Raw genomic sequence first — 18,462 nt, 5'->3', positions numbered from 1 at the left:
CGGATGCTGCGGGTCAGCGTCCCTGCGAACCGCGGCCGCCCTGGCGGGACTGTCCACCCTGACGACCCTGGCCGCCCTGGCGCGCGAAACCGCCGCCCTGGCTCTGGCCCTGACCGCCACCGGAGCGGGGGCGACGACGGCGTGCGGGCGGGTTCGCCGCGCCGCTGCGCTCGCCACCGGCGGGACGCTGCTTCGGAGCCTGACGCTGCGGAGCCTGCACCGGGGCGGGACGCACGTGCGGTGCGCGCTCCGGGACGAGCTCGGTCACGGCGCCGGCGGTGACGTCTTCGAGCGGGGCGACGATCGCGGCCTTGCGCAGCAGGTCCTTGACGTCGCGGCGCTGCTCGGGGAGCACGACCGTGACGACGGTACCGGCGGCACCGGCGCGGGCGGTGCGGCCCGAGCGGTGCAGGTACGCCTTGTGCTCCATGGGCGGGTCGACGTGAACGACCAGGTCGACGTTGTCGACGTGCACGCCGCGGGCTGCGACGTCGGTCGCGACCAGCACGCGCACGCCGCCGTCTGCGGGGTCCGACGAGAACGCGCCGAGGTTGCGCTCACGGGCGTTCTGCGAGAGGTTGCCGTGCAGGTCGACGGCGGGGATGCCCGCAGCGGTGAGCTGCTTGGCGAGCTTCTTCGCCTGGTGCTTGGTGCGGGTGAACAGGATGCGGCGACCGGTGCCGGACGCGAGGTCGCGCACGAGGGTCGTCTTGTTCTCGGTGGAATCGACGACGAGCACGCGGTGCGTCATCTCGCCGAGGGGGACGCTCTCCTCGTCGACCTCGTGGCTGACGGGGTTCGAGAGGAAGCGGCGGGCGAGCGAATCGATGCCGCGGTCGAGCGTCGCGCTGAAGAGCAGGCGCTGTCCGCCGGCCGGCGTCGCGGTGAGGATGCGCGTGACGCCGGGCAGGAAGCCGAGGTCGGCCATGTGGTCGGCCTCGTCGAGTACGGCGACCTCGACCGCGCTGAGCCGCACGATCTGCTGCTTCATGAGGTCTTCGAGGCGGCCGGGGCACGCGACGACGATGTCGACGCCGCCGCGGAGCGCCTGCTCCTGCGGGCGCTGGCTGACGCCGCCGAAGACGGTGGTCACGCGCAGGCCGGCGGCCTCGGCGAGGGGGGAGATCGTCGCGGCGATCTGCGTCGCGAGCTCACGGGTCGGGGCGAGCACCAGACCGCGGGGGAGGCCCGCACGGCGCTGCTTGCCGGACGCGGCGAGGCGCGCGACGAGGGGGAGAGCGAAGGCGATGGTCTTGCCACTGCCGGTGCGACCGCGACCGAGCAGGTCGCGGCCGGCGAGCGAGTCGGGGAGGGTGTCGCGCTGGATCGCGAAGGCTTCGGTCTTGCCGGAATCGGCGAGAACGGCGGCGAGTTCGGCGGGAACGCCGAGTTCGAGGAAAGTAGGCATGGATGACTCCGTCCGTACGCGAGAAGACACGCACGATAGTGGGCTGAGGTGGGCGACGGCGCTCGCAGGGGGCGTGCGCATCGGTTCGCCGTGCGAAAGGCCAGCAAAGCGCTGGTGATGGGAGCCGGGTGACTCGCTTCGGTCCTCAGAGACCCCGTGACGACGACGACGTTGGCGAGCTCGTGCTCGGGCAACAGCCACAGTCTATCAGCGCCCGCTCCGAGGCGGCCGCAGGTGCGGATGACCGCGCGTCAGGCGTGCAGCGCCTCGTTGAGCGTGACGCCGACGCCCGCGCGACGCACGGCCTCGACCGCGCCGCTGATCGAGTTGCGGCGGAACAGCAGTCCGTTCTGCCCCGACAGCTCGGCGCCCTTCACGCTGGTGCGGGTGCCCTCGGCCGTCACGGGGCCGTCGACGAGCACGATCTTGGTGCCGGCGGTGACGTAGAGGCCCGCCTCGACCACGCAGTCGTCGCCCAGCGAGATGCCGATACCGGCGTTCGCGCCCAGGAGCGTGCGCGAGCCGATCGAGACGCGGTGCGAGCCCCCGCCCGAGAGGGTTCCCATGATCGATGCGCCGCCACCGATGTCGCTGCCGTCGCCCACGACGACGCCCTGCGAGATGCGGCCCTCGACCATCGAGGCCCCGAGGGTGCCCGCGTTGAAGTTGACGAATCCCTCGTGCATCACAGTGGTCCCCGGCGCGAGGTGGGCGCCGAGGCGCACGCGCGAGGCATCGGCGATGCGCACGCCCTGCGGCTGGAGGTAGTCGGTCAGGCGGGGGAACTTGTCGAGCCCCTGCACCTGGATTCCCGCGCGCTGGAGCTGCGGACGCAGGCGGGCGGCATCGGCGGGGAGCACGGGGCCCGCGTTCGTCCAGGCGACGTTCGGGAGGTGACCGAAGATCCCGTCGAGGTTCAGCTCGTTCGGGCGCACGAGCAGGTGCGAGAGCGCGTGCAGACGCAGGTAGGCGTCGGCGGTCGAGGCCGGAGCGGCATCGAGGTCGATCTCGAGCCGCACCGCCTCGACGGTGACGTTGCGCCGTGCGTCGGGACCGGTGAGTCCGTCGAGATCTGCCGCGGCATCCGAGGGCAGGGCGCCGGTGCCGAGGGTGGCGTACCAGGCGTCGAGAACCGTGCCGTCGCCGGCGATGGTCGAGAGTCCGATTCCCCACACGGTGCGCGCATCAGTCATGCCTCCACGGTACCGGCTCCCGCGATCACGCCCGGCCCATGTGACCGGCGTCCGATGACCGCGCGCCGAGGTCATAGGCTGGGGGCATGGTGCTCGATCTGACCGCATCCTCTCTCGACCTCACGCGCGCGATCTGCGACATCGCGAGCGTCTCGGGAGACGAGAAGACCTTGGCCGACGCGATCGAGCAGGCGCTCGTGCCGCTCGACCACCTCGAGGTGATCCGGCACGGCAACACGATCGTCGCCCGTACCGACCTCGGTCGCGCCCAGCGGGTGGCCATCGCCGGTCACATCGACACCGTCCCCATCAACGACAACCTGCCCACGCGCCTGATCGACGTCGACGGCGAGGCGTACCTGTGGGGCCGCGGCACGGTCGACATGAAAGCGGGCACGGCGGTGCAGCTGAAGCTCGCCGCCGAGATCACCGATCCCGTCATCGACATCACGTGGATGTGGTACGACAACGAGGAGGTCGAGGCGTCGAAGAACGGACTCGGTCTGCTCGCCGCCGTGCGTCCCGATCTCTTCGTCGCCGACTTCGCGATCCTCGGAGAGCCGTCCGACGGTGAGGTCGAGGGCGGATGCAACGGCACCATGCGCGCGATCGTGCGCACGAGCGGTGTCCGCGCGCACAGCGCACGCGCCTGGATCGGCGAGAACGCCATCCACCGCGCGGCCCCCATCCTCGCCCGCCTGGGTGAGTACCGGGCGCGCGAGGTGCTGGTCGAGGGTCTTCTGTACCGCGAGAGCCTCAGCGCCGTGCGCATCAGCGGCGGTGTCGCGGGCAACGTCATCCCCGATGCCTGCGAGGTCGAGATCAACTACCGGTTCGCTCCGAGCAAGTCGGCGGCGGATGCCGAGGCTCACCTGCGCAGTGTGCTCGCGGGCTTCGACCTCGAGGTCACGGACTCGGCGGAGGGTGCACGTCCCGGCCTCGACGCACCGATCGCCCAGCAGTTCGTGGCCGCCGTCGGCGCGGAACCGCGCCCCAAGTACGGCTGGACCGATGTCGCCCGTTTCTCTGCGCTCGGCATCCCTGCGGTGAACTACGGGCCCGGCGATCCCCACCTCGCCCACCACGACGAGGAGCGCGTCCCCGTCGCGCAGATCGATGCCGTCGAGCGGGGACTGCGGGCGTGGCTCAGCTCGCACTGAGCGCCGCGCGTCGGTGGGCGCAGATGCCGCTGCCGCTGCGCATCGCCGTCATCTACCTGATCGCCCGGCTCGTCACGACGGGCTTCCTCCTCTTCGCGGCATCCGCCTCGACGTCGCTGTCGCGCTTCGGAGCGGATGCCGGACTGGCCGACTTCGTGCTCGGCTGGGATGCGCAGTGGTACTGGCTGGTCGCGGAGAGCGGATACCCCTCGACGCTCGAGCTGACCGACGCGGGCACCGTCGTCGAGAACCAGTGGGCGTTCATGCCCGTCTTCGCCTACGCGGCGAAGGCGATCGGGTTCTTCTTCGGTTCCTGGGGAGTGGGGGCGTTCCTGCTCTCGTTCGTGGCCGGCTATCTCGCCTGCCTCGCTCTGCATCGGCTGCTGCGTGACCGGATCGGATCCTCCGCGGCGCTGTGGGCGGTGGTGTTCTTCGCCGCGGGGCCGCTCGCGGCGATGTTCCAGGTGGGATACGCCGAAACGCTGTTCCTGCTCCTGCTCTTCCTGGCACTGGACGCGGTGATCCGCCGCCGGTACGCCTGGCTGTACCTCCTGCTCCCGATCATGGCGTTCACCCGCCCGGGTATCCTGGCGTTCGCGCTGCTGCTCGGCCTCCACGGCATCGCCCGCTGGATGAACCGTCGCCGCGAACCACTGACCGCCGTCGAGATCGTGCACATCGTCGCGACGGCGGCGCTCGCGACCGTCGCCGGTTTCTCGTGGCAGGTGATCGCCGGTCTCGTCACGGGCGACATGGGGGCGTACCTCGCCACCGAGCTGGCGTGGCGTCAGCACTGGATCAGCGGGGGAGTGGCCGGGTTCGTACCCTTCGAGGGCTGGATCCAGGCGTCGCAGTTCTGGTTCGCGCAGTGGGGTATCCCCGCGTGGTGGGGCCCGATCGGACTCGTGGTCATCGTCGTCGCCACCGGACTCGCGCTCGTGCGCTCGCCGCAGGTTCGAGCGCTCGGTCTCGACCTCCGGCTCTGGAGCGCGAGCTATCTGCTGTACCTGCTGGCGGTGTTCTTCCCGCAATCGAGCACCTTCCGGCTGCTCCTGCCGATCAGTCCGCTCTGGGGAGCGGTGGCGGTGCCGCGCTCGCGGCTCTGGCGGCTGAGCGTTCTGGCGCTGTGCCTCGTGGGTCAGGGCGTGTGGATCTACTTCGTCTACGCGCTCGGGAACACCTTCTGGCAGGTGCCGTGAACATGAAGAATCGATGCATTTCTTCACAGGTGACGCTCAGGTCGCGACGACACCGATAAACTCTTCCCATACCACCGAGGAAAGGAAGCCGCGATGGCAGCGATGAAGCCGAGGACCGGGGACGGCCCCATGGAGGCCGTGAAAGAAGGACGACTCATCATCGTGCGCGTTCCGCTCGAAGGAGGAGGCCGTCTGGTCGTCTCCGTGAACGACGCCGAGGCCAAGGAGCTTCACGACGTGCTGGCAGCCGTCGTGGCGCCGGCCTGAGTCACCCCGATCCGTCTCACGGATCAACCGAAGGAGGCGGCGGATCATCGGATCCGCCGCCTCCTTCGTCTGTCGGGGGGAGCGTCAGTCGCGCTCGGCGACGCTGATCAACTGCAGCAGGCCCTCGCCCGCGGGAGACACGGTCGCGAGCACGGCCGACGACTCCTGGGTCTCCTGGATCAGGGAGCGGTAGCCCGCCGTGATCTCATCGCGCTGCACGGGGTCGGCCACGCGGCCACCCGCGAGCACGCGGGGGACGAGCACGATACCGCCGCGGCGGACGAGGCGCAGTCCGTGCTCCACGTAGTCGATGACGTTCTCGGGATCGGCGTCGACGAGCACGATGTCGTAGGCGTCCTCGTTCATGCGGGGGAGCACATCGGCGGCGCGGCCCGTGATGAAGCGGGCGCGGGTGGCCGGAACCTTCGCGTCGGAGAACGACTGGCGGGCCGCGGCGAGGTGCTCGGGCTCGTTGTCGATCGAGGTGAGCACGGCCTGCGGCGCGCCGCGCAGCAGCCAGAGTCCGGATACTCCGGCGCCGGTGCCGATCTCGACGATCGAACGGGCGGCGGTCGCGGCGGCGAGCACGGCGATCTGCGAGCCGACGGCGATGCTGATCGGCGCCGCTCCGAGCTCGACGCCGTGCGCCCGAGCGCGCGCGATCGCATCCGGTTCCGTGAGGGACTCTCGGATGAAACGTGCGTTCGCGTCGTGTTCGCTCATGACCTGATCCTCCCGTCCACGCTGTGACTCCTCCCAGCGTATTGGCTCGGTGCGCACGCGGAGCGCAGGCGCGGCGGTAGCCTGGACAGATGCAGTTCGGGTTGACCTTCGAGAAGCTTCTGCTGATCGGTCTCATCGCGGTGCTCATCGTGGGCCCCGAACGCCTTCCGCGCATGGCCGAGGGCTTCGCCAAGGTCGTGCGCCGCGCCGGGGAGTACCTCCGCGACACGCGCACCCGCGTGCGCGACGAGATGGGCCCCGAGCTCGACGACGTCGACTGGCGCAAGCTCGACCCCCGCCAGTACGACCCCCGTCGCATCATCCGGGACGCCCTCCTCGAGGAGCCGACCCCTCCGGCGCATCCGATGGCGGCGGCCGCCGCCATCGCGGAGCCCGAGCCGCGCACCCCGCCGCAGAGGTTCACTCCCGGCGAACTGCCGCCCTTCGATCTCGAAGCCACCTGATCGCATCGGCGATCGACGGCGGTCGCGACCTCAGCCGAGCGACATCGGCAGCGGGCGACCGGCGAGCCCGCGCCCTCGCCCGGCCAGGGAACGGGCGAGGGCGCGGATGGCCGTGGCTGCGGCATCCGTCTCGGCATCCAGCACGACCGGAGCACCCGCATCCCCGCCGGCGCGCAGGGCGGGACTCAGGGGGATCGAGGCCAGCAGGGGGACGCCGGCTCCGTCGGACGACAGCGCCTCCGCGACCGCGGCTCCACCGCCCGCACCGAACAGATCGACCAGGGTCCCGTCGGGAAGGGTGAGCCCCGCCATGTTCTCGACCACCCCGATCACGCGCTGACCGGTCTGGCGGGCGACGAGTCCGCTGCGGATGGCGACCTCGGCGGCGGCCGCCTGCGGGGTCGTCACCACGAGCACCTCGGCGTGCGGCAGCAGCTGTCCGATCGAGATGGCGATGTCGCCGGTGCCCGGCGGCATGTCGATCAGCAGGATGTCGAGATCGCCGAAATGCACGTCGGTGAGGAACTGCGACACGGTGCGGTGGAGCATCGGCCCTCGCCAGGCGACCACGCCCTCGCCTTCGCGCAGGAACATCCCGATCGATATGGTCTTCACCCCGTGAGCGACCGGCGGCAGCATGAGGTCGTCGATGCGCGTCGGCTGCGTGCCCGCGGGGATGCCCAGCAACCCGGGGATGGAGAAGCCGTGCACGTCCGCGTCGACGAGGCCGACCGCGAGGCCGAGGTCGGCGAGGGCGACGGCGAGATTCGCGGTGACGGTCGACTTACCGACGCCGCCCTTGCCGCTGGAGACGAGGATCACGCGGGTCAGGGAGTCCGGGCCGAAGGGCATCTGGCGGGGTGCTCTGCCGTCGCGCAGCTTCTCGGTCAGGCGCTTGCGCTCCTCGGGCGTCATCACCCCGACCTCGACCTCGACGGCGTCGATGCCGGGAACGGATGCCGCGGCACGGCGCACATCGGACTCGATCTTCGTCGCGGCCGGGCATCCGACGATCGTCAGGACGATCCCGACGGTGGCGCTGCCGCCCTCCACGACGATGTCGCGCACCATGTCGAGGTCGCCGATCGGACGTCGGAGTTCCGGATCGGATACCGCGGCGACCGCGCGTCGGACGTCATCGGCGGACGTCATGCGCGCGGGCGACGCGGAGGCCTCGTCGCCACCGGCCCCGTGGTCGGCGCGGGGGAGGCCGCGGGGGCCTCGGGGTCCGCGTCGTGATCGCCGAGGTCGGCGAGCAGTGCCTTGAGCTCCTGTCGCAGCACGTCGCGCGTGACGACGTGCGAGTTGCGCTCCTCGAGCGCCATGCGCAGCGCGACGATCTCGCGGGCGAGGTACTCGGTGTCGGCGAGGTTCCGCTCGGCGCGCTGACGATCCTGCTCGATCTGCACCCGGTCACGGTCGTCCTGCCGGTTCTGCGCGAGCAGGATCAGCGGCGCGGCGTAGGAGGCCTGCAACGAGAGCACGAGGGTCAGAGCGGTGAATCCGAGGGCGGCGTCGTCGAACCGCAGGCTCGTGGGCGACATCGTGTTCCACACGATCCACAGGATGCAGAACAGGCTGAGGATCAGCAGGAACGCCGGTGTGCCCATCGCGCGGGCGACCCACTCGGTGAACCGTCCGAAGCGGTCGCGTGAGGTCGGACGCTGACGGGTCGTGCCGCGCCCGAGCGGGGCGTCGAGGCGGGGGGAGCGGGCCATCAGCGCACCTCCGTGGTCGTGTCGTCCGACACCTCATCGACATCGTGCGTGCGCCAGTCGTCGGGCAGCAGGTAGTCGAGCACATCGTCGACGCTGATCGCACCGACGAGCCGGTGCGCGGCATCGACGACGGGGAGCGAGACGAGGTCGTAGCTGGCCAGCAGACGGGCGACCTCCGCCGCGGAGGCCGTGGCGGACACCGGTTCGAGACTGTCGTCGACGATCGCGCCGAGGCGTTCGTGCGGCGGGTAGCGCAGCATCCGTTGGAAGTGCACGACGCCGAGGAGGCGGCCCGTCGGCGTCTCGAACGGGGGGAGGGTGACGAAGACCGCGGCCGCGAGGGCGGGGTGCAGCTCGTGGCGACGGATCAGCGCGAGCGCCTCGGCGACCGTCGCGTCGGCCGAGAGCACGATCGGCTCGGGCGTCATGAGCCCGCCGGCGGTGTCGGGGCCGTAGCGCAGCAGCATGCGCACGTCTTCGGCCTCCTCCGGCTCCATGAGCTCGAGGAGGTGCTCCAGGCGGTTCGGGGGGAGCTGGGCGAGCAGGTCGGCCGCGTCGTCCGGTTCCATCTGGTCGAGGATGTCGGCGGCGCGCTCGTCGCCGAGGCGGTCGAGGATGTGCACCTGCTCGTCCTCGGGCATCTCCTCCATGGCGTCGGCGAGGCGGTCGTCGGACAGCTCCTCGGCGACCTCGATCATGCGCTGCTGCGGCAGATCGAGGAGCGTGTTGGCGAGGTCGGCCGCGTGCAGCTCGGAGTACGACGCCACCAGCTGTTCGGCGGACTGCGATTCCCCGGGCGCGCGCTCCTCGGTGACCTCGCTCCAGGCGGCGAAGGTCGTCGAGCCCTTCGCGAACGGCGAGGCGCTGGTCTTCGGCTTCCGGAGGAACAGCTGGCTGACGGCCCACTCGCCGAGTCGATTCGGTTCGATGGCGACGTCTTCGATCACAGCCGTGCCGCTGCCGTCGGCGAAGCTGACACGGCGCCCCAGCATCTCGGCGAGGACGCGCACCTCGCCGGCGCGCGGCGAGAAGCGGCGCACGTTGATGAGCCCGGTGCTGATGACCTGACCGGAGCGGATCGAGGTGACCCGACCGATCGACAGGAAGACGTGGCGACGGCCCGGGATCTCGACGACGAGGCCGATCACGCGGGGGGCCGCCGTACTTCGGTACACGATGACGACGTCTCGGACCTTGCCGAGCCGGTCGCCCACGGGGTCGAAGACGGCGCAACCGGCCAGGCGCGCGGCGAATACCCGTTGTGTGCTCACCCACCCAGCGTAGTCCGCGCGGCCCCGGGGCGTCCCCCGGATCGACGCTCCGAGGACGCGCGCATCGAGGCGTGGGACAATGGGCGGATGAGCATGCTCAACCGTCCCGTGAACAGCACCGACACCGGCGAGATGGTGGCGTCCACCCGTGACTACGCCACCGCGCAGAAGACCGTGTCCACGCTGATCGCCGCCGAGATCCCCGCCCGTGACATCGCGATCGTGGGCCAGGGCGTCCGCACGGTCGAGCGCATCACCGGTCGCCTCGGCTACGCGACGGCCGCGCGTTCCGGCGCGGTGAACGGCGTGCTCATCGGCCTCTTCCTCTCGGCGATCCTCGTGATCGGCAACCCCGAGGTCCCGATCCAGCTGTTCCTGGGCTTCGTGCTCATCGGCGTGGCGATCGGCATGATCCTCAGCCTCGTGACCTTCGCGATCGTCCGCCGCCGTCGCGACTTCGCGAGTGTGACGCAGCTGGCGGCCGACCACTACGAGGTCACGGTGCTGCCGGCGTCGCTGGCGAAGGCTCGTCAGGCGCTGGGGACCGCCCGCCAGGCGCCCGTGCGCCCGCCGGTCGATCTCGACGAGCCCCCGCGCTACGGCGAGCGGATCACGCCGGGGAGCCAGGGCCAGGCGCCCGTGCCCTCCGGCGAACCGGTGATCCCGCCGCGGCCCGCCGCACCGGTCGCTCCCGGAGCAGACGCGCCGACCGCGCCCGAGGGCGCCGAGCCCGGCGACACGGAGCAGGGCAAGCCCGCGAAGCCGGGCGAGGGCGACGCTCCCGTTGCAGGTACGCCCGAGCCCGCCTGATGCTCGCATCCGGACGCTCGTCGTTCGAGGTCGCCCTGCCCGCAGGTGGCACGCAGGTCTCTGTCGAGCACACCTCGGGCGAGGGGCGCACGACGATCCTGATCGCGCACGGTGCGGGCGCCGGAATGGACCACCCGTTCCTCACCGGGCTCGCCGCGGCGTTGACGGAGGCCGGGTTCTCGACCGCTCGGTTCAACTTCCCCTACGTGGAGCAGGAGCGACGGATGCCGGGCCCCGCCGCGCACGCGATCGCGACGTGGCGCGCCGCCGTCGCCGCGGAGCGGGAGCTCGACCCGACGGCGCGGATCATCGCGGCCGGCAAGTCGTACGGCGGCCGGATGGCCTCGATGGCCGTGGCCGAGGGACTCGACGTCGACGCTCTCGTCTATCTCGGTTATCCGTTGCACCCGCCGGGCGCCCCCGAGAAGCTGCGCGCCGAGCATCTGCCGGCGATCGCCGTGCCCCAGCTGTTCATCGAGGGCTCGAACGACCCGTTCATCCAGCCGCTCACGCAGTTCGAGGAGGTCGTCGAGACCTGCCGGGATGCGCGCGTCGCCTGGATCGACGGCGGAGGTCACAGCTTCGAGGTGAAGGGGCGCAAGCGTCCGGCATCCGATATCGGTGCCGGGCTCGCGCCCCTCCTCGTGGACTTCGCCGCCCGGATCTGACTCCCGAGGGATCAGCTCTGGACGCGGGCGATCCAGGCCTCGATCTCGTCGGCCGTGCGGGGGATGCCGGCCGAGAGGTTGACGGGGCCGTCCTCGGTCATGAGGATGTCGTCCTCGATGCGCACGCCGATCCCGCGGAGTTCGGCGGGGACGGTGAGATCGTCGATCTGGAAGTACAGGCCGGGCTCGATCGTGAACACCATGCCCGGGGCGACGATGCCGTCGTAGTACATCTCGCGGCGAGCCTGGGCGCAGTCGTGCACGTCGATGCCGAGGTGGTGCGAGGTGCCGTGCACCATGTAGCGGCGGTGCTGGCCGCCGGCGTCGGCGTCGAGGGCCTCCTCGGCCGTGACGGGGAGCAGACCCCACTCCGCGACGCGAGCGGCGATCACGGTCATGGCCGCGGCGTGGATGTCGCGGAAGCGCACCCCGACCTTCGCGGCGGCGAAGGCGACGTCGGCCGCTTCGCGCACGGCTTCGTAGACACGGCGCTGCACATCGGTGAACGTGCCGGAGACGGGCAGCGTGCGGGTGATGTCGGCGGTGTAGAGGCTGTCGGCCTCGACACCGGCGTCGACGAGGATCAGATCGCCGGGCACCACGGCGCCGTCGTTGCGGGTCCAGTGCAGGTAGCAGGCGTGGGGCCCGGAGGCGGCGATGGTGTCGTATCCCTCCCCGTTGCCGTCCTCGCGCGCCCGGCGGTGGAACACGCCCTCGACGACGCGCTCGCCGCGCGCGTGCGCCACGGCGGAGGGGAGCTCGCGGATGATGTCGTCGAAGCCGGCGGCGGTGATCTCGACCGCACGTCGCATCTCGGCGATCTCGAAGTCGTCCTTGATGAGGCGCAGCTCGGAGACCGCACGGGTCAGCGCCTCGTCCTCATCGAGCACCAGCTCGCCCTCGGCCGGCGCGAACTCGGCCAGGTGCGCGGTGGTGAGGGCGAGGTCGGCGGCGACACCGGCCAGCGAGGGGCGCGGTCCGATCCAGAACTCTCCGACGGTGGCGTCGGCGTAGAACTCGGTCGTGGTGCGGTCGGCACGCTCGCGGAAGTACAGGGTCACGTCGTGACCGTCGTCGGTCGGGTCGAAGACGAGCACCGAGTCGGGCTCGGTGTCGGATGCCCAGCCGGTGAGGTGCGCGAAGGCGGAGTGCGCACGGAACACGTAGTCGGTGTCGTTACTGCGCTGCTTGAGGGAGCCCGCCGGGATGACGAGGCGCTTACCGGGGAACGCGGCCGAGAGCGCGGCGCGGCGCACGGCGGCGTAGGGTGCCTGCTCGCGCGCGCCGGGAAGCGTCTCGGGACGCTCGGCCCACCCGGTCGAGATGGTGTCGAGGAAGCCCTGCGGGAACGGCTGCTTGCGATTCGTGTTGCTGTTCTCGACGTCGGGTTCGGCGATCGTGTCGCGTTCTGCTGCGGTGCTCATCCCTCAAGTCTCTCACTCGGGGATGCACGCCGCCTCTCAGCCGGCGGGCTCGAGCTGCACCACGAGGGCGCGGTGATCGCTGCCGCCGGCGTCGTCGAGCACGACCGAACCGGTGGGCGTCCAGTTCTGCGAGGCCATCACATGATCGATCGGCGCGCCCGCCAACGGGGGCAGCGAGCTGGGCCAGGTCCCGACGACTCCGTTGCCGGTGCGCGAAGCGACATCGCGGCAGTACCCGATGTCACCGCCCTCGATGCCGAGACCGGCCATGTGGTCGATCGTCGCGTTGAAGTCGCCCGCGAGGATGAAATCGCCCGCGGGGCACTGGTCGGCGATCCACTGGAGATCGGACTGCCACTGCTGCATCTCCTCCACGCGGGGTGCCACGGCGTGCACCGCCACGACCGTCGGCCCGCTCCCATCGACCGGCATCAGCACGACGCTGGGCACCGAGCCGGTGTTGCTCGTGCCGTCCTGCGACGATTCGATGACCGAGTACTCCCCGAGGTCGGGGGAGACCAGGACGGTCGTCTGCCAGGACTGCGGGCCGTCGGGCACGTCGGGGCGGAACTGCACGTGGTGCACCCACATCGGATGCCCCTGCTCGCGCAGCATGAGCGCGATGCGCTCGCCCACGGCCTCGGTCGTCTCGGGGAGCGCGACGATGTCGGCTCCCTGGTCGAGGATCTCCTGGGCGATCTGGTCGGCCGACACCGCCTCGCCGGCGGTGTTCCAGGTCAGAACACGGACGCTCGTCTCCGCCTTGTCGGGAAGGGCCGACGTGCCGAATCCGCGGGTCGCTCCGATGATTCCGGTCGCTCCGGCTCCGAGCAGCGCGACGATGAGGATCGAGGCGGCGAAGCCGCGCAGCGGGCGGGCGAGCAGGAGCAGCAGCGCCAGGAGCGCGATCACCACGAAGATGCCCAGCACCACACCGCGCGCCGCGACGACCTGCGCGAAGGGATAGGTCTGCTCCAGCCGGAAGAACTGCGGCCACACCACGACGGCCGTGGCGGCGGCGAACAGCACGGTGATCAGGATTCCGAGGAGGCGAAACATCCCCTCCAGCCTAGGAGCGCCGCCTGTGAAGTCCCTGCCGCGACAGGCGGGACTGCGCTCCCGTGCGCCCGCCCTCCGCCCCGCTCGGTACGCTCGGAGGATGGCCCCTGAGCACTCCCGTCGATTCGTCGGTCCTGCCGACCTGCATCTGCACTCGAATCACTCCGACGGAACCGAGGCGCCGGCCGAGGTCGTGCGCCAGGCGCACGCGCACGGACTGCGCACGATCGCGCTCACCGACCACGACCGCACGACCGGTTGGGGCGAGGCGGCGGAGGCGACGGCGGCGCTGGGAATGACCTTCCTACCGGGGATGGAACTGTCGGCGAAGCACGACTGGCGCAGCGTCCACGTGCTGGGCTACCTGTTCGACCCCGACGACGCGGCCCTGCGAGCGGAGACGGATCGCATCCGTGGCGACCGCATCGGCCGGGCCGAGCGGATCGTCCGCAGCATCGGCCGCGACTACGACCTGCACTGGGACGACGTGCTCGCCCAGACCACGCCGGACGCGACGGTCGGTCGCCCGCACATCGCGGATGCGCTCGTCGCACGAGGAATCGTCCGCGACCGCACCGAGGCGTTCGACGGCATCCTGCATCCGCGCGAGGGGTATTACGAGCCGCACTACGCGCCGGATCCGCTCACCGCCGTCCGGCTCATCACGGACGCCGGGGGAGTGGCGATCATCGCCCACCCGGTGACCTCCGGTCGCGACCGTATGATGCCGATGTTGTTCCTGGAGCAGCTGATCGATGCGGGGCTCGGCGGCTTCGAGATCGACCATCGGGAGAACACCGAGGCGGGGAAGGCCCTGCTGCGCGAACTCGCCGCTCGACGCGATCTCATCGTCACCGGCTCCAGCGACTACCACGGCAGCGGCAAGCCCAACCGGCCCGGGGAGAACACCACGAGCGACGAGATGGTCGAGCGCCTGATCGCGCGCGCCTCCGGTACCACACCGCGCTACCCCTGACGGGGCTTCCCGGCATACTGGCGGTCGACTCCCGGCGCTCTCGCCGTCGTCGTCGATACGCTCGCCCGATGCAACGCGCCACCTCGCTCGAGCGCCGGATCGACGCGGCCGCTCACCGTCTGCTCCGCGATGCCCCGGCGAACGGCATCCGCGCGTTCCTCGTCGAGTTCGCCGTCTTCGTGCTCAAGCAGGCCTGGGCCTGCATCTTCGGCGCGGCGCTCCTCGTCGTGATCGTCGCCGCGCGGCTCTGGTATCCCGATGATGCGGCCCTCGCCCGGAACGATGCACTCACGATCGCCGCCGTGCTCATCCAGGTCGCGATGCTGGTGTTCCGGCTCGAGAGCGGACGCGAGCTGTGGGTGATCCTGCTCTTCCACGTCACCGGCACGGTCATGGAGTTGTTCAAGACCGACGTGGGGTCGTGGGCGTATGCCGCCGACGGCATCCTCCGCATCGGCGGAGTGCCGCTGTTCAGCGGTTTCATGTACGCCGCGGTCGGCTCCTACATGGTGCGCGTCTACCGCCTGTTCGACCTCGGGTTCACGCGCTACCCGCGCCGATGGCTCACCGCACTCGTCGCCCTGGCGATCTACGCGAACTTCTTCGCGCACCACTACTGGTGGGATGCACGCTGGGTTCTGCTGATCGCTGTGCTCGTGCTCTGGCTGCCGACGGTCATGCACGCGCGGGTCTGGCGGCGGACGCTGCGCATCCCGCTCCTGCTGGCGTTCGCCGGCGTCGCGGTGTTCATCTACTTCGCCGAGAACATCGGCACGCTGGCCGGTGCATGGGCGTACCCGGATCAGGCCGACGGGTGGCAACCCGTCTCGCCGAGCAAGCTCGTGTCGTGGTTCCTGCTCATGATCATCTCGGTCGTGCTCGTGACGTGGGTGTACCCGCCGAAGGCCCCGGCGCGGGCCCGAGCCGGGACATGACAGAGGGGCGGATGCCGCAGCATCCGCCCCTCTGTCGAAACCGTCTCAGGCGCCCGCGACCGGTGCCGCGCCCGCTCCGCCGGAACCTCCGCGACGACGGCGGCGACGGCGAGCCGGGGCGGGCTTTCCGTCGTGGTGCTCCTTGCCTGCACCGTCGTGCGTGCCGGCGCCCTCGGCGCTGCGATCGGCGGCGGGGGCACCGTCGCCGTCACCCGAGGCCGCAGGTGCGGCGCCCTCGGCGAACGTCGAACCGACCGGGTTCGACCCGCCGCGACGGCGACGACGGCGGCGCGTGCCGCCCTCGTCGGTGCCCTCGGCAGCGGCATCCGCTGCGCGCTCGGGGCGCGGGGTGCGCGGGGGACGGGTCGACTCCGCCTTGGGCGCCGAGACGAGACGACCCTTCGTGCCGGCGGGGATGTCGAGGTCCTCGTACAGGTGCGGGCTCGAGGAGTAGGTCTCGACGGGCTCGGGCTGACCGAACTCGAGGGCGCGGTTGATCAGGGCCCACTTGTGCAGGTCCTCCCAGTCGACGAACGTGACCGCGATACCGGTCTTGCCCGCGCGGCCCGTGCGGCCCGCGCGATGCAGGTACGTCTTGTCCTCGTCCGGGATCGTGTGGTTGATCACGTGCGTGACGTCGTCGACGTCGATGCCGCGGGCGGCGACGTCGGTCGCGACCAGGACGTCCTTCTTGCCGGCCTTGAACGCCGCCATCGAGCGCTCGCGCTGGTCCTGGCCCATGTCGCCGTGCACGCCGCCGACGTTGAAACCGCGGTCGCCGAGCTCGTCGACCAGTCGCTGGGCCGCACGCTTGGTGCGGGTGAAGATCACGGTCTTGCCGCGGCCCTCGGCCTGCAGGATGCGGGCGATGACCTCGTCCTTGTCGAGCGAGTGCGCGCGGTAGACGAGGTGCTTGATGTTCGCCTGCGTGAGGCCCTCGTCGGGGTCGTTGGCGCGGATGTGGATCGGGTTCGTCATGAAGCGACGGGCCAGCGCCACGATCGGGCCGGGCATCGTCGCCGAGAACAGCTGGGTGTGGCGCACGGCCGGCACCTTCTGGAAGATCTTCTCGATGTCGGCGAGGAAGCCGAGGTCGAGCATCTTGTCGGCCTCGTCGAGCACGACCTCGGTCGCGTTCGACAGGTCGAGCAGACGCTGGCCGGCGAGGTCGATCAGGCGACCGGGCGTGCCGACGACGATCTGCGCGCCGGCCTTGAGCTGGTCGATCTGGCCCTCGTACGCCTTGCCGCCGTAGATGGCGACGACGCTGGTCGAGCGGTTGCTGGTGAGCAGGTCGATGTCCTCGTAGACCTGCACCGCGAGCTCGCGGGTCGGCACGACGATGAGCGCCTTCACCCCGTGCTCGGGGTCGAGGCCGAGACGCTGCACGACGGGGATGCCGAAGCCGAAGGTCTTACCGGTTCCGGTCTTCGCCTGGCCGATGATGTCCTGGCCCGGAAGGCCGAGGGGGATGGTCTGCTCCTGGATGGGGAACGCGTCGACGATGCCCTTCGCAGCGAGCGCATCGACGATGTCCTGATCGATCCCGAGATCGGAGAAAGTAGTCACTGTATTCAGATTGCCTGTCCGGCGGTCGTGCTGAGACCGCCACGTTAACGATCCACGCCGTCTCTTGTGCCACAGGCGCGGGCCCCGCTCCGACGGCGGGGACACGCCCAGCCTACCGGAGGGCGGCCGAACGCCCGAGGAGGACCTCCGCCCCGGGTATTGTGATCGTCGTGGCGAACTCGGTAGGGAGACCTCGTGGTTAAGTGGTTCTGGCAGCGCGACGATGCGCCGCGACGCACTCTCGCCCTGCGCAGCCGGGGCGACCAGGGCGACGCGACCCGCGTGGACTTCGCCGACCTCGCGCCCGAGCTGCCCCGCTTCCTGGGCCAGGCCGCCTACCTGCAGCTGGGGTACTTCGAGACCCTCACCCGTCTCATCCGTGCCACGCCGGAGCTCGCCGAGAAGGAGGCGCTCTCCCGTGCGGCCGGGGCCGCTCTCACGAAGCATCGCGGCATCGTCGAGGTGATCGCCGAGCGCGGCGACGACCCCACGCAGCTGATGCTCCCGTTCCGCGAGAACCTCGATGCGTTCCGCCGCAAGACGATCGGTGCGCGACCGCGCGAGACGCTCCTCGCCGTGTACATCACGGCCGGGATGCTCGACGACTTCTATCTCGCCCTCGCGTCCAGCTACGGCGAGACCGGGCGGCGGATCGCCGAGATCCTGCGCGAGGACGACGCCCGCCACGAGATCGTCTCGATCATCCAGGAGACGATCGAGAGCGACGAGGAGTGGCGCTCACTGCTGTCGATGTGGGCGCGACGCCTGGTGGGTGACACGATCCTCGTCTGTCGCTCGGCGCTGAAGCCCGAGGTCTTCGTGGCACCGGACGACGAGCGCATCGAACCGGTGTACACCGAGCTGATGGGCGCGCACGCGCGTCGCATGGACGCGATGGGGCTCGCGTCCTAGACCTGCGGAGTCCTAGACCTGCAGATCGATCTGGACGTGCGGACCTAGATGCCGAGGGCCGCGGTCTTCGCCGCGTCCGAGCGGCGTCGGGCGGCGACCAGAGCGAGAGTCGCGACGACGGCGACCACGACACCGCCGAGGATGCTCGCGAGCCAGAGCCACACGTTGTCCTCGCCGAGACCGGCCCACTGCAGGCCCGTGTAGAGCGCGGCGGCGACGACCGTCGCGATGCCCGGGGTCAGTGCGGCGCCGCGGAGTTCGCGGCCGTCGATGAGGAAATGCGCGGCGATGCCCAGAGCGCAGGCCGCGACGAGGGCGAGAAGGATGTACATCGCGATCAGGCGACGAAGCCGACCCGGCGCGATTCCTCGGTGCCCAGCTCGATGTAGGCGAGGTTCGCGGTGGGGACGATGTACGAGTTGCCCTTGATGTCGGTGAAGCTCAGGTGCGCGGTGCTCTGGTCGAGCGCTGCCGCGACCTGGGTGCGGATCTCTTCTGCTGCGGTGGCGGTCTCGAAGCTCAGCTCGCGGCCGGTGTTGATGATTCCGATGCGGATTTCCACGCGTACTCCTTGGAGTGTCAGGACGATGTCGTCGTCCGAGGTCTGCGCCAACTCTACCCCGCAGGTGCGTCGCCGGATCGGCGCAGGGGAGCGGTTTCGCCGTGAGCGCACACGCGCCCGACCCGCCGCGGGAGGCGATGTCGG

At 70.7% G+C, this 18,462-nt stretch carries 20 protein-coding genes; 9 read left to right on the top strand and 11 right to left on the bottom strand.

The window, feature by feature from the left end:
• Nucleotides 1-13: 13 nt before the first annotated feature.
• Nucleotides 14-1,408, bottom strand: coding sequence for a DEAD/DEAH box helicase (locus ACI2JZ_RS04865; RefSeq protein ID WP_404596690.1), 1,395 nt, complete (start codon nucleotides 1,406-1,408; stop codon nucleotides 14-16).
• A 251-nt stretch (nucleotides 1,409-1,659) separates the two neighbouring features.
• Nucleotides 1,660-2,601 carry a 2,3,4,5-tetrahydropyridine-2,6-dicarboxylate N-succinyltransferase gene (gene dapD / locus ACI2JZ_RS04860; protein ID WP_336640674.1) on the bottom strand — a complete coding sequence of 314 codons (942 nt, stop codon included), beginning with the start codon at nucleotides 2,599-2,601 and terminating at the stop codon, nucleotides 1,660-1,662.
• A gap of 86 nt (nucleotides 2,602-2,687) precedes the next feature.
• Here dapD and dapE point away from each other — a divergent pair, with 86 nt between their 5' ends.
• From dapE to ACI2JZ_RS04845, 3 genes are all read left to right on the top strand, one after another.
• Entirely contained in the window at nucleotides 2,688-3,761 is a 1,074-nt protein-coding gene (gene dapE / locus ACI2JZ_RS04855) for a succinyl-diaminopimelate desuccinylase (protein ID WP_404596688.1), read from the top strand.
• Entirely contained in the window at nucleotides 3,743-4,960 is a 1,218-nt protein-coding gene (locus ACI2JZ_RS04850) for a hypothetical protein (RefSeq protein ID WP_404596687.1), read from the top strand. Before dapE ends, ACI2JZ_RS04850 begins: the two co-directional genes overlap by 19 nt.
• Before the next feature lie 93 nt (nucleotides 4,961-5,053).
• On the top strand, nucleotides 5,054-5,227 hold the full coding sequence (locus ACI2JZ_RS04845) for a DUF3117 domain-containing protein (RefSeq protein WP_017203323.1): 174 nt from the start codon (nucleotides 5,054-5,056) through the stop codon (nucleotides 5,225-5,227).
• An 84-nt stretch (nucleotides 5,228-5,311) separates the two neighbouring features.
• Here ACI2JZ_RS04845 and ACI2JZ_RS04840 read toward each other — a convergent pair whose 3' ends face one another.
• Nucleotides 5,312-5,950, bottom strand: a complete 639-nt coding sequence (locus tag ACI2JZ_RS04840) for an O-methyltransferase (protein ID WP_247622945.1) — start codon at nucleotides 5,948-5,950, stop codon at nucleotides 5,312-5,314.
• An 89-nt stretch (nucleotides 5,951-6,039) separates the two neighbouring features.
• Here ACI2JZ_RS04840 and ACI2JZ_RS04835 point away from each other — a divergent pair, with 89 nt between their 5' ends.
• Nucleotides 6,040-6,414 carry a Sec-independent protein translocase TatB gene (locus ACI2JZ_RS04835; protein WP_400440138.1) on the top strand — a complete coding sequence of 125 codons (375 nt, stop codon included), beginning with the start codon at nucleotides 6,040-6,042 and terminating at the stop codon, nucleotides 6,412-6,414.
• A 30-nt stretch (nucleotides 6,415-6,444) separates the two neighbouring features.
• Here the strand turns inward: ACI2JZ_RS04835 and ACI2JZ_RS04830 are convergent, their stop codons facing one another.
• Genes ACI2JZ_RS04830 through ACI2JZ_RS04820 form a run of 3 tightly spaced genes read right to left on the bottom strand, consistent with a single transcriptional unit; the run spans nucleotide 6,445 to nucleotide 9,403 of the window.
• Nucleotides 6,445-7,566, bottom strand: a complete 1,122-nt coding sequence (locus ACI2JZ_RS04830; RefSeq protein ID WP_404596685.1) for an Mrp/NBP35 family ATP-binding protein — start codon at nucleotides 7,564-7,566, stop codon at nucleotides 6,445-6,447.
• Nucleotides 7,563-8,132, bottom strand: a complete 570-nt coding sequence (locus ACI2JZ_RS04825; protein WP_247622942.1) for a DUF1003 domain-containing protein — start codon at nucleotides 8,130-8,132, stop codon at nucleotides 7,563-7,565. Before ACI2JZ_RS04825 ends, ACI2JZ_RS04830 begins: the two co-directional genes overlap by 4 nt.
• Nucleotides 8,132-9,403 (bottom strand): magnesium transporter MgtE N-terminal domain-containing protein, encoded by a 1,272-nt coding sequence (locus ACI2JZ_RS04820; RefSeq protein WP_247622941.1) that lies wholly within the window; start codon nucleotides 9,401-9,403, stop codon nucleotides 8,132-8,134. The genes ACI2JZ_RS04825 and ACI2JZ_RS04820 overlap by 1 nt, the downstream gene beginning before the upstream one ends.
• An 87-nt stretch (nucleotides 9,404-9,490) precedes the next feature.
• On the opposite strand from ACI2JZ_RS04820, the gene ACI2JZ_RS04815 reads away from it, so the two are divergent.
• A complete protein-coding gene (locus tag ACI2JZ_RS04815) occupies nucleotides 9,491-10,213 on the top strand; it encodes a general stress protein (protein WP_404596683.1) in 723 nt (240 codons plus the stop codon).
• Entirely contained in the window at nucleotides 10,213-10,881 is a 669-nt protein-coding gene (locus tag ACI2JZ_RS04810) for an alpha/beta family hydrolase (protein ID WP_404596682.1), read from the top strand. Before ACI2JZ_RS04815 ends, ACI2JZ_RS04810 begins: the two co-directional genes overlap by 1 nt.
• 11 nt (nucleotides 10,882-10,892) lie before the next feature.
• On the opposite strand, the gene ACI2JZ_RS04805 is transcribed toward ACI2JZ_RS04810, so the two are convergent.
• Nucleotides 10,893-12,305, bottom strand: a complete 1,413-nt coding sequence (locus ACI2JZ_RS04805) for an aminopeptidase P family protein (RefSeq protein ID WP_404596681.1) — start codon at nucleotides 12,303-12,305, stop codon at nucleotides 10,893-10,895.
• A gap of 36 nt (nucleotides 12,306-12,341) precedes the next feature.
• Nucleotides 12,342-13,364: an endonuclease/exonuclease/phosphatase family protein gene (locus tag ACI2JZ_RS04800; RefSeq protein WP_404596680.1), complete on the bottom strand. Its 1,023-nt coding sequence runs from the start codon at nucleotides 13,362-13,364 to the stop codon at nucleotides 12,342-12,344.
• Nucleotides 13,365-13,464: 100 nt separating this feature from the next.
• Between ACI2JZ_RS04800 and ACI2JZ_RS04795 the strand changes: the two genes are divergently transcribed.
• Together ACI2JZ_RS04795 and ACI2JZ_RS04790 are read left to right on the top strand one after the other, a co-directional pair.
• Nucleotides 13,465-14,340: a PHP domain-containing protein gene (locus tag ACI2JZ_RS04795; protein WP_404596679.1), complete on the top strand. Its 876-nt coding sequence runs from the start codon at nucleotides 13,465-13,467 to the stop codon at nucleotides 14,338-14,340.
• A 68-nt stretch (nucleotides 14,341-14,408) separates the two neighbouring features.
• Nucleotides 14,409-15,275: a DUF817 domain-containing protein gene (locus tag ACI2JZ_RS04790; RefSeq protein WP_404596677.1), complete on the top strand. Its 867-nt coding sequence runs from the start codon at nucleotides 14,409-14,411 to the stop codon at nucleotides 15,273-15,275.
• 45 nt (nucleotides 15,276-15,320) lie between these two features.
• Here the strand turns inward: ACI2JZ_RS04790 and ACI2JZ_RS04785 are convergent, their stop codons facing one another.
• On the bottom strand, nucleotides 15,321-16,844 hold the full coding sequence (locus ACI2JZ_RS04785; RefSeq protein WP_247632557.1) for a DEAD/DEAH box helicase: 1,524 nt from the start codon (nucleotides 16,842-16,844) through the stop codon (nucleotides 15,321-15,323).
• 195 nt (nucleotides 16,845-17,039) lie between these two features.
• Between ACI2JZ_RS04785 and ACI2JZ_RS04780 the strand changes: the two genes are divergently transcribed.
• Entirely contained in the window at nucleotides 17,040-17,756 is a 717-nt protein-coding gene (locus ACI2JZ_RS04780; RefSeq protein ID WP_247622933.1) for a ferritin-like fold-containing protein, read from the top strand.
• Between the two features lie 44 nt (nucleotides 17,757-17,800).
• Here ACI2JZ_RS04780 and ACI2JZ_RS04775 read toward each other — a convergent pair whose 3' ends face one another.
• Nucleotides 17,801-18,088: a hypothetical protein gene (locus ACI2JZ_RS04775; protein WP_404596676.1), complete on the bottom strand. Its 288-nt coding sequence runs from the start codon at nucleotides 18,086-18,088 to the stop codon at nucleotides 17,801-17,803.
• A 5-nt stretch (nucleotides 18,089-18,093) separates the two neighbouring features.
• Nucleotides 18,094-18,318, bottom strand: a complete 225-nt coding sequence (locus tag ACI2JZ_RS04770) for a DUF3107 domain-containing protein (RefSeq protein ID WP_247622931.1) — start codon at nucleotides 18,316-18,318, stop codon at nucleotides 18,094-18,096.
• Nucleotides 18,319-18,462 lie beyond the last annotated feature (144 nt).

This window comes from Microbacterium sp. NPDC087868, from assembly GCF_044900755.1.
GTDB lineage: Bacteria > Actinomycetota > Actinomycetes > Actinomycetales > Microbacteriaceae > Microbacterium > Microbacterium galbinum.
This window is presented reverse-complemented; position numbering and strand designations above follow the sequence as displayed.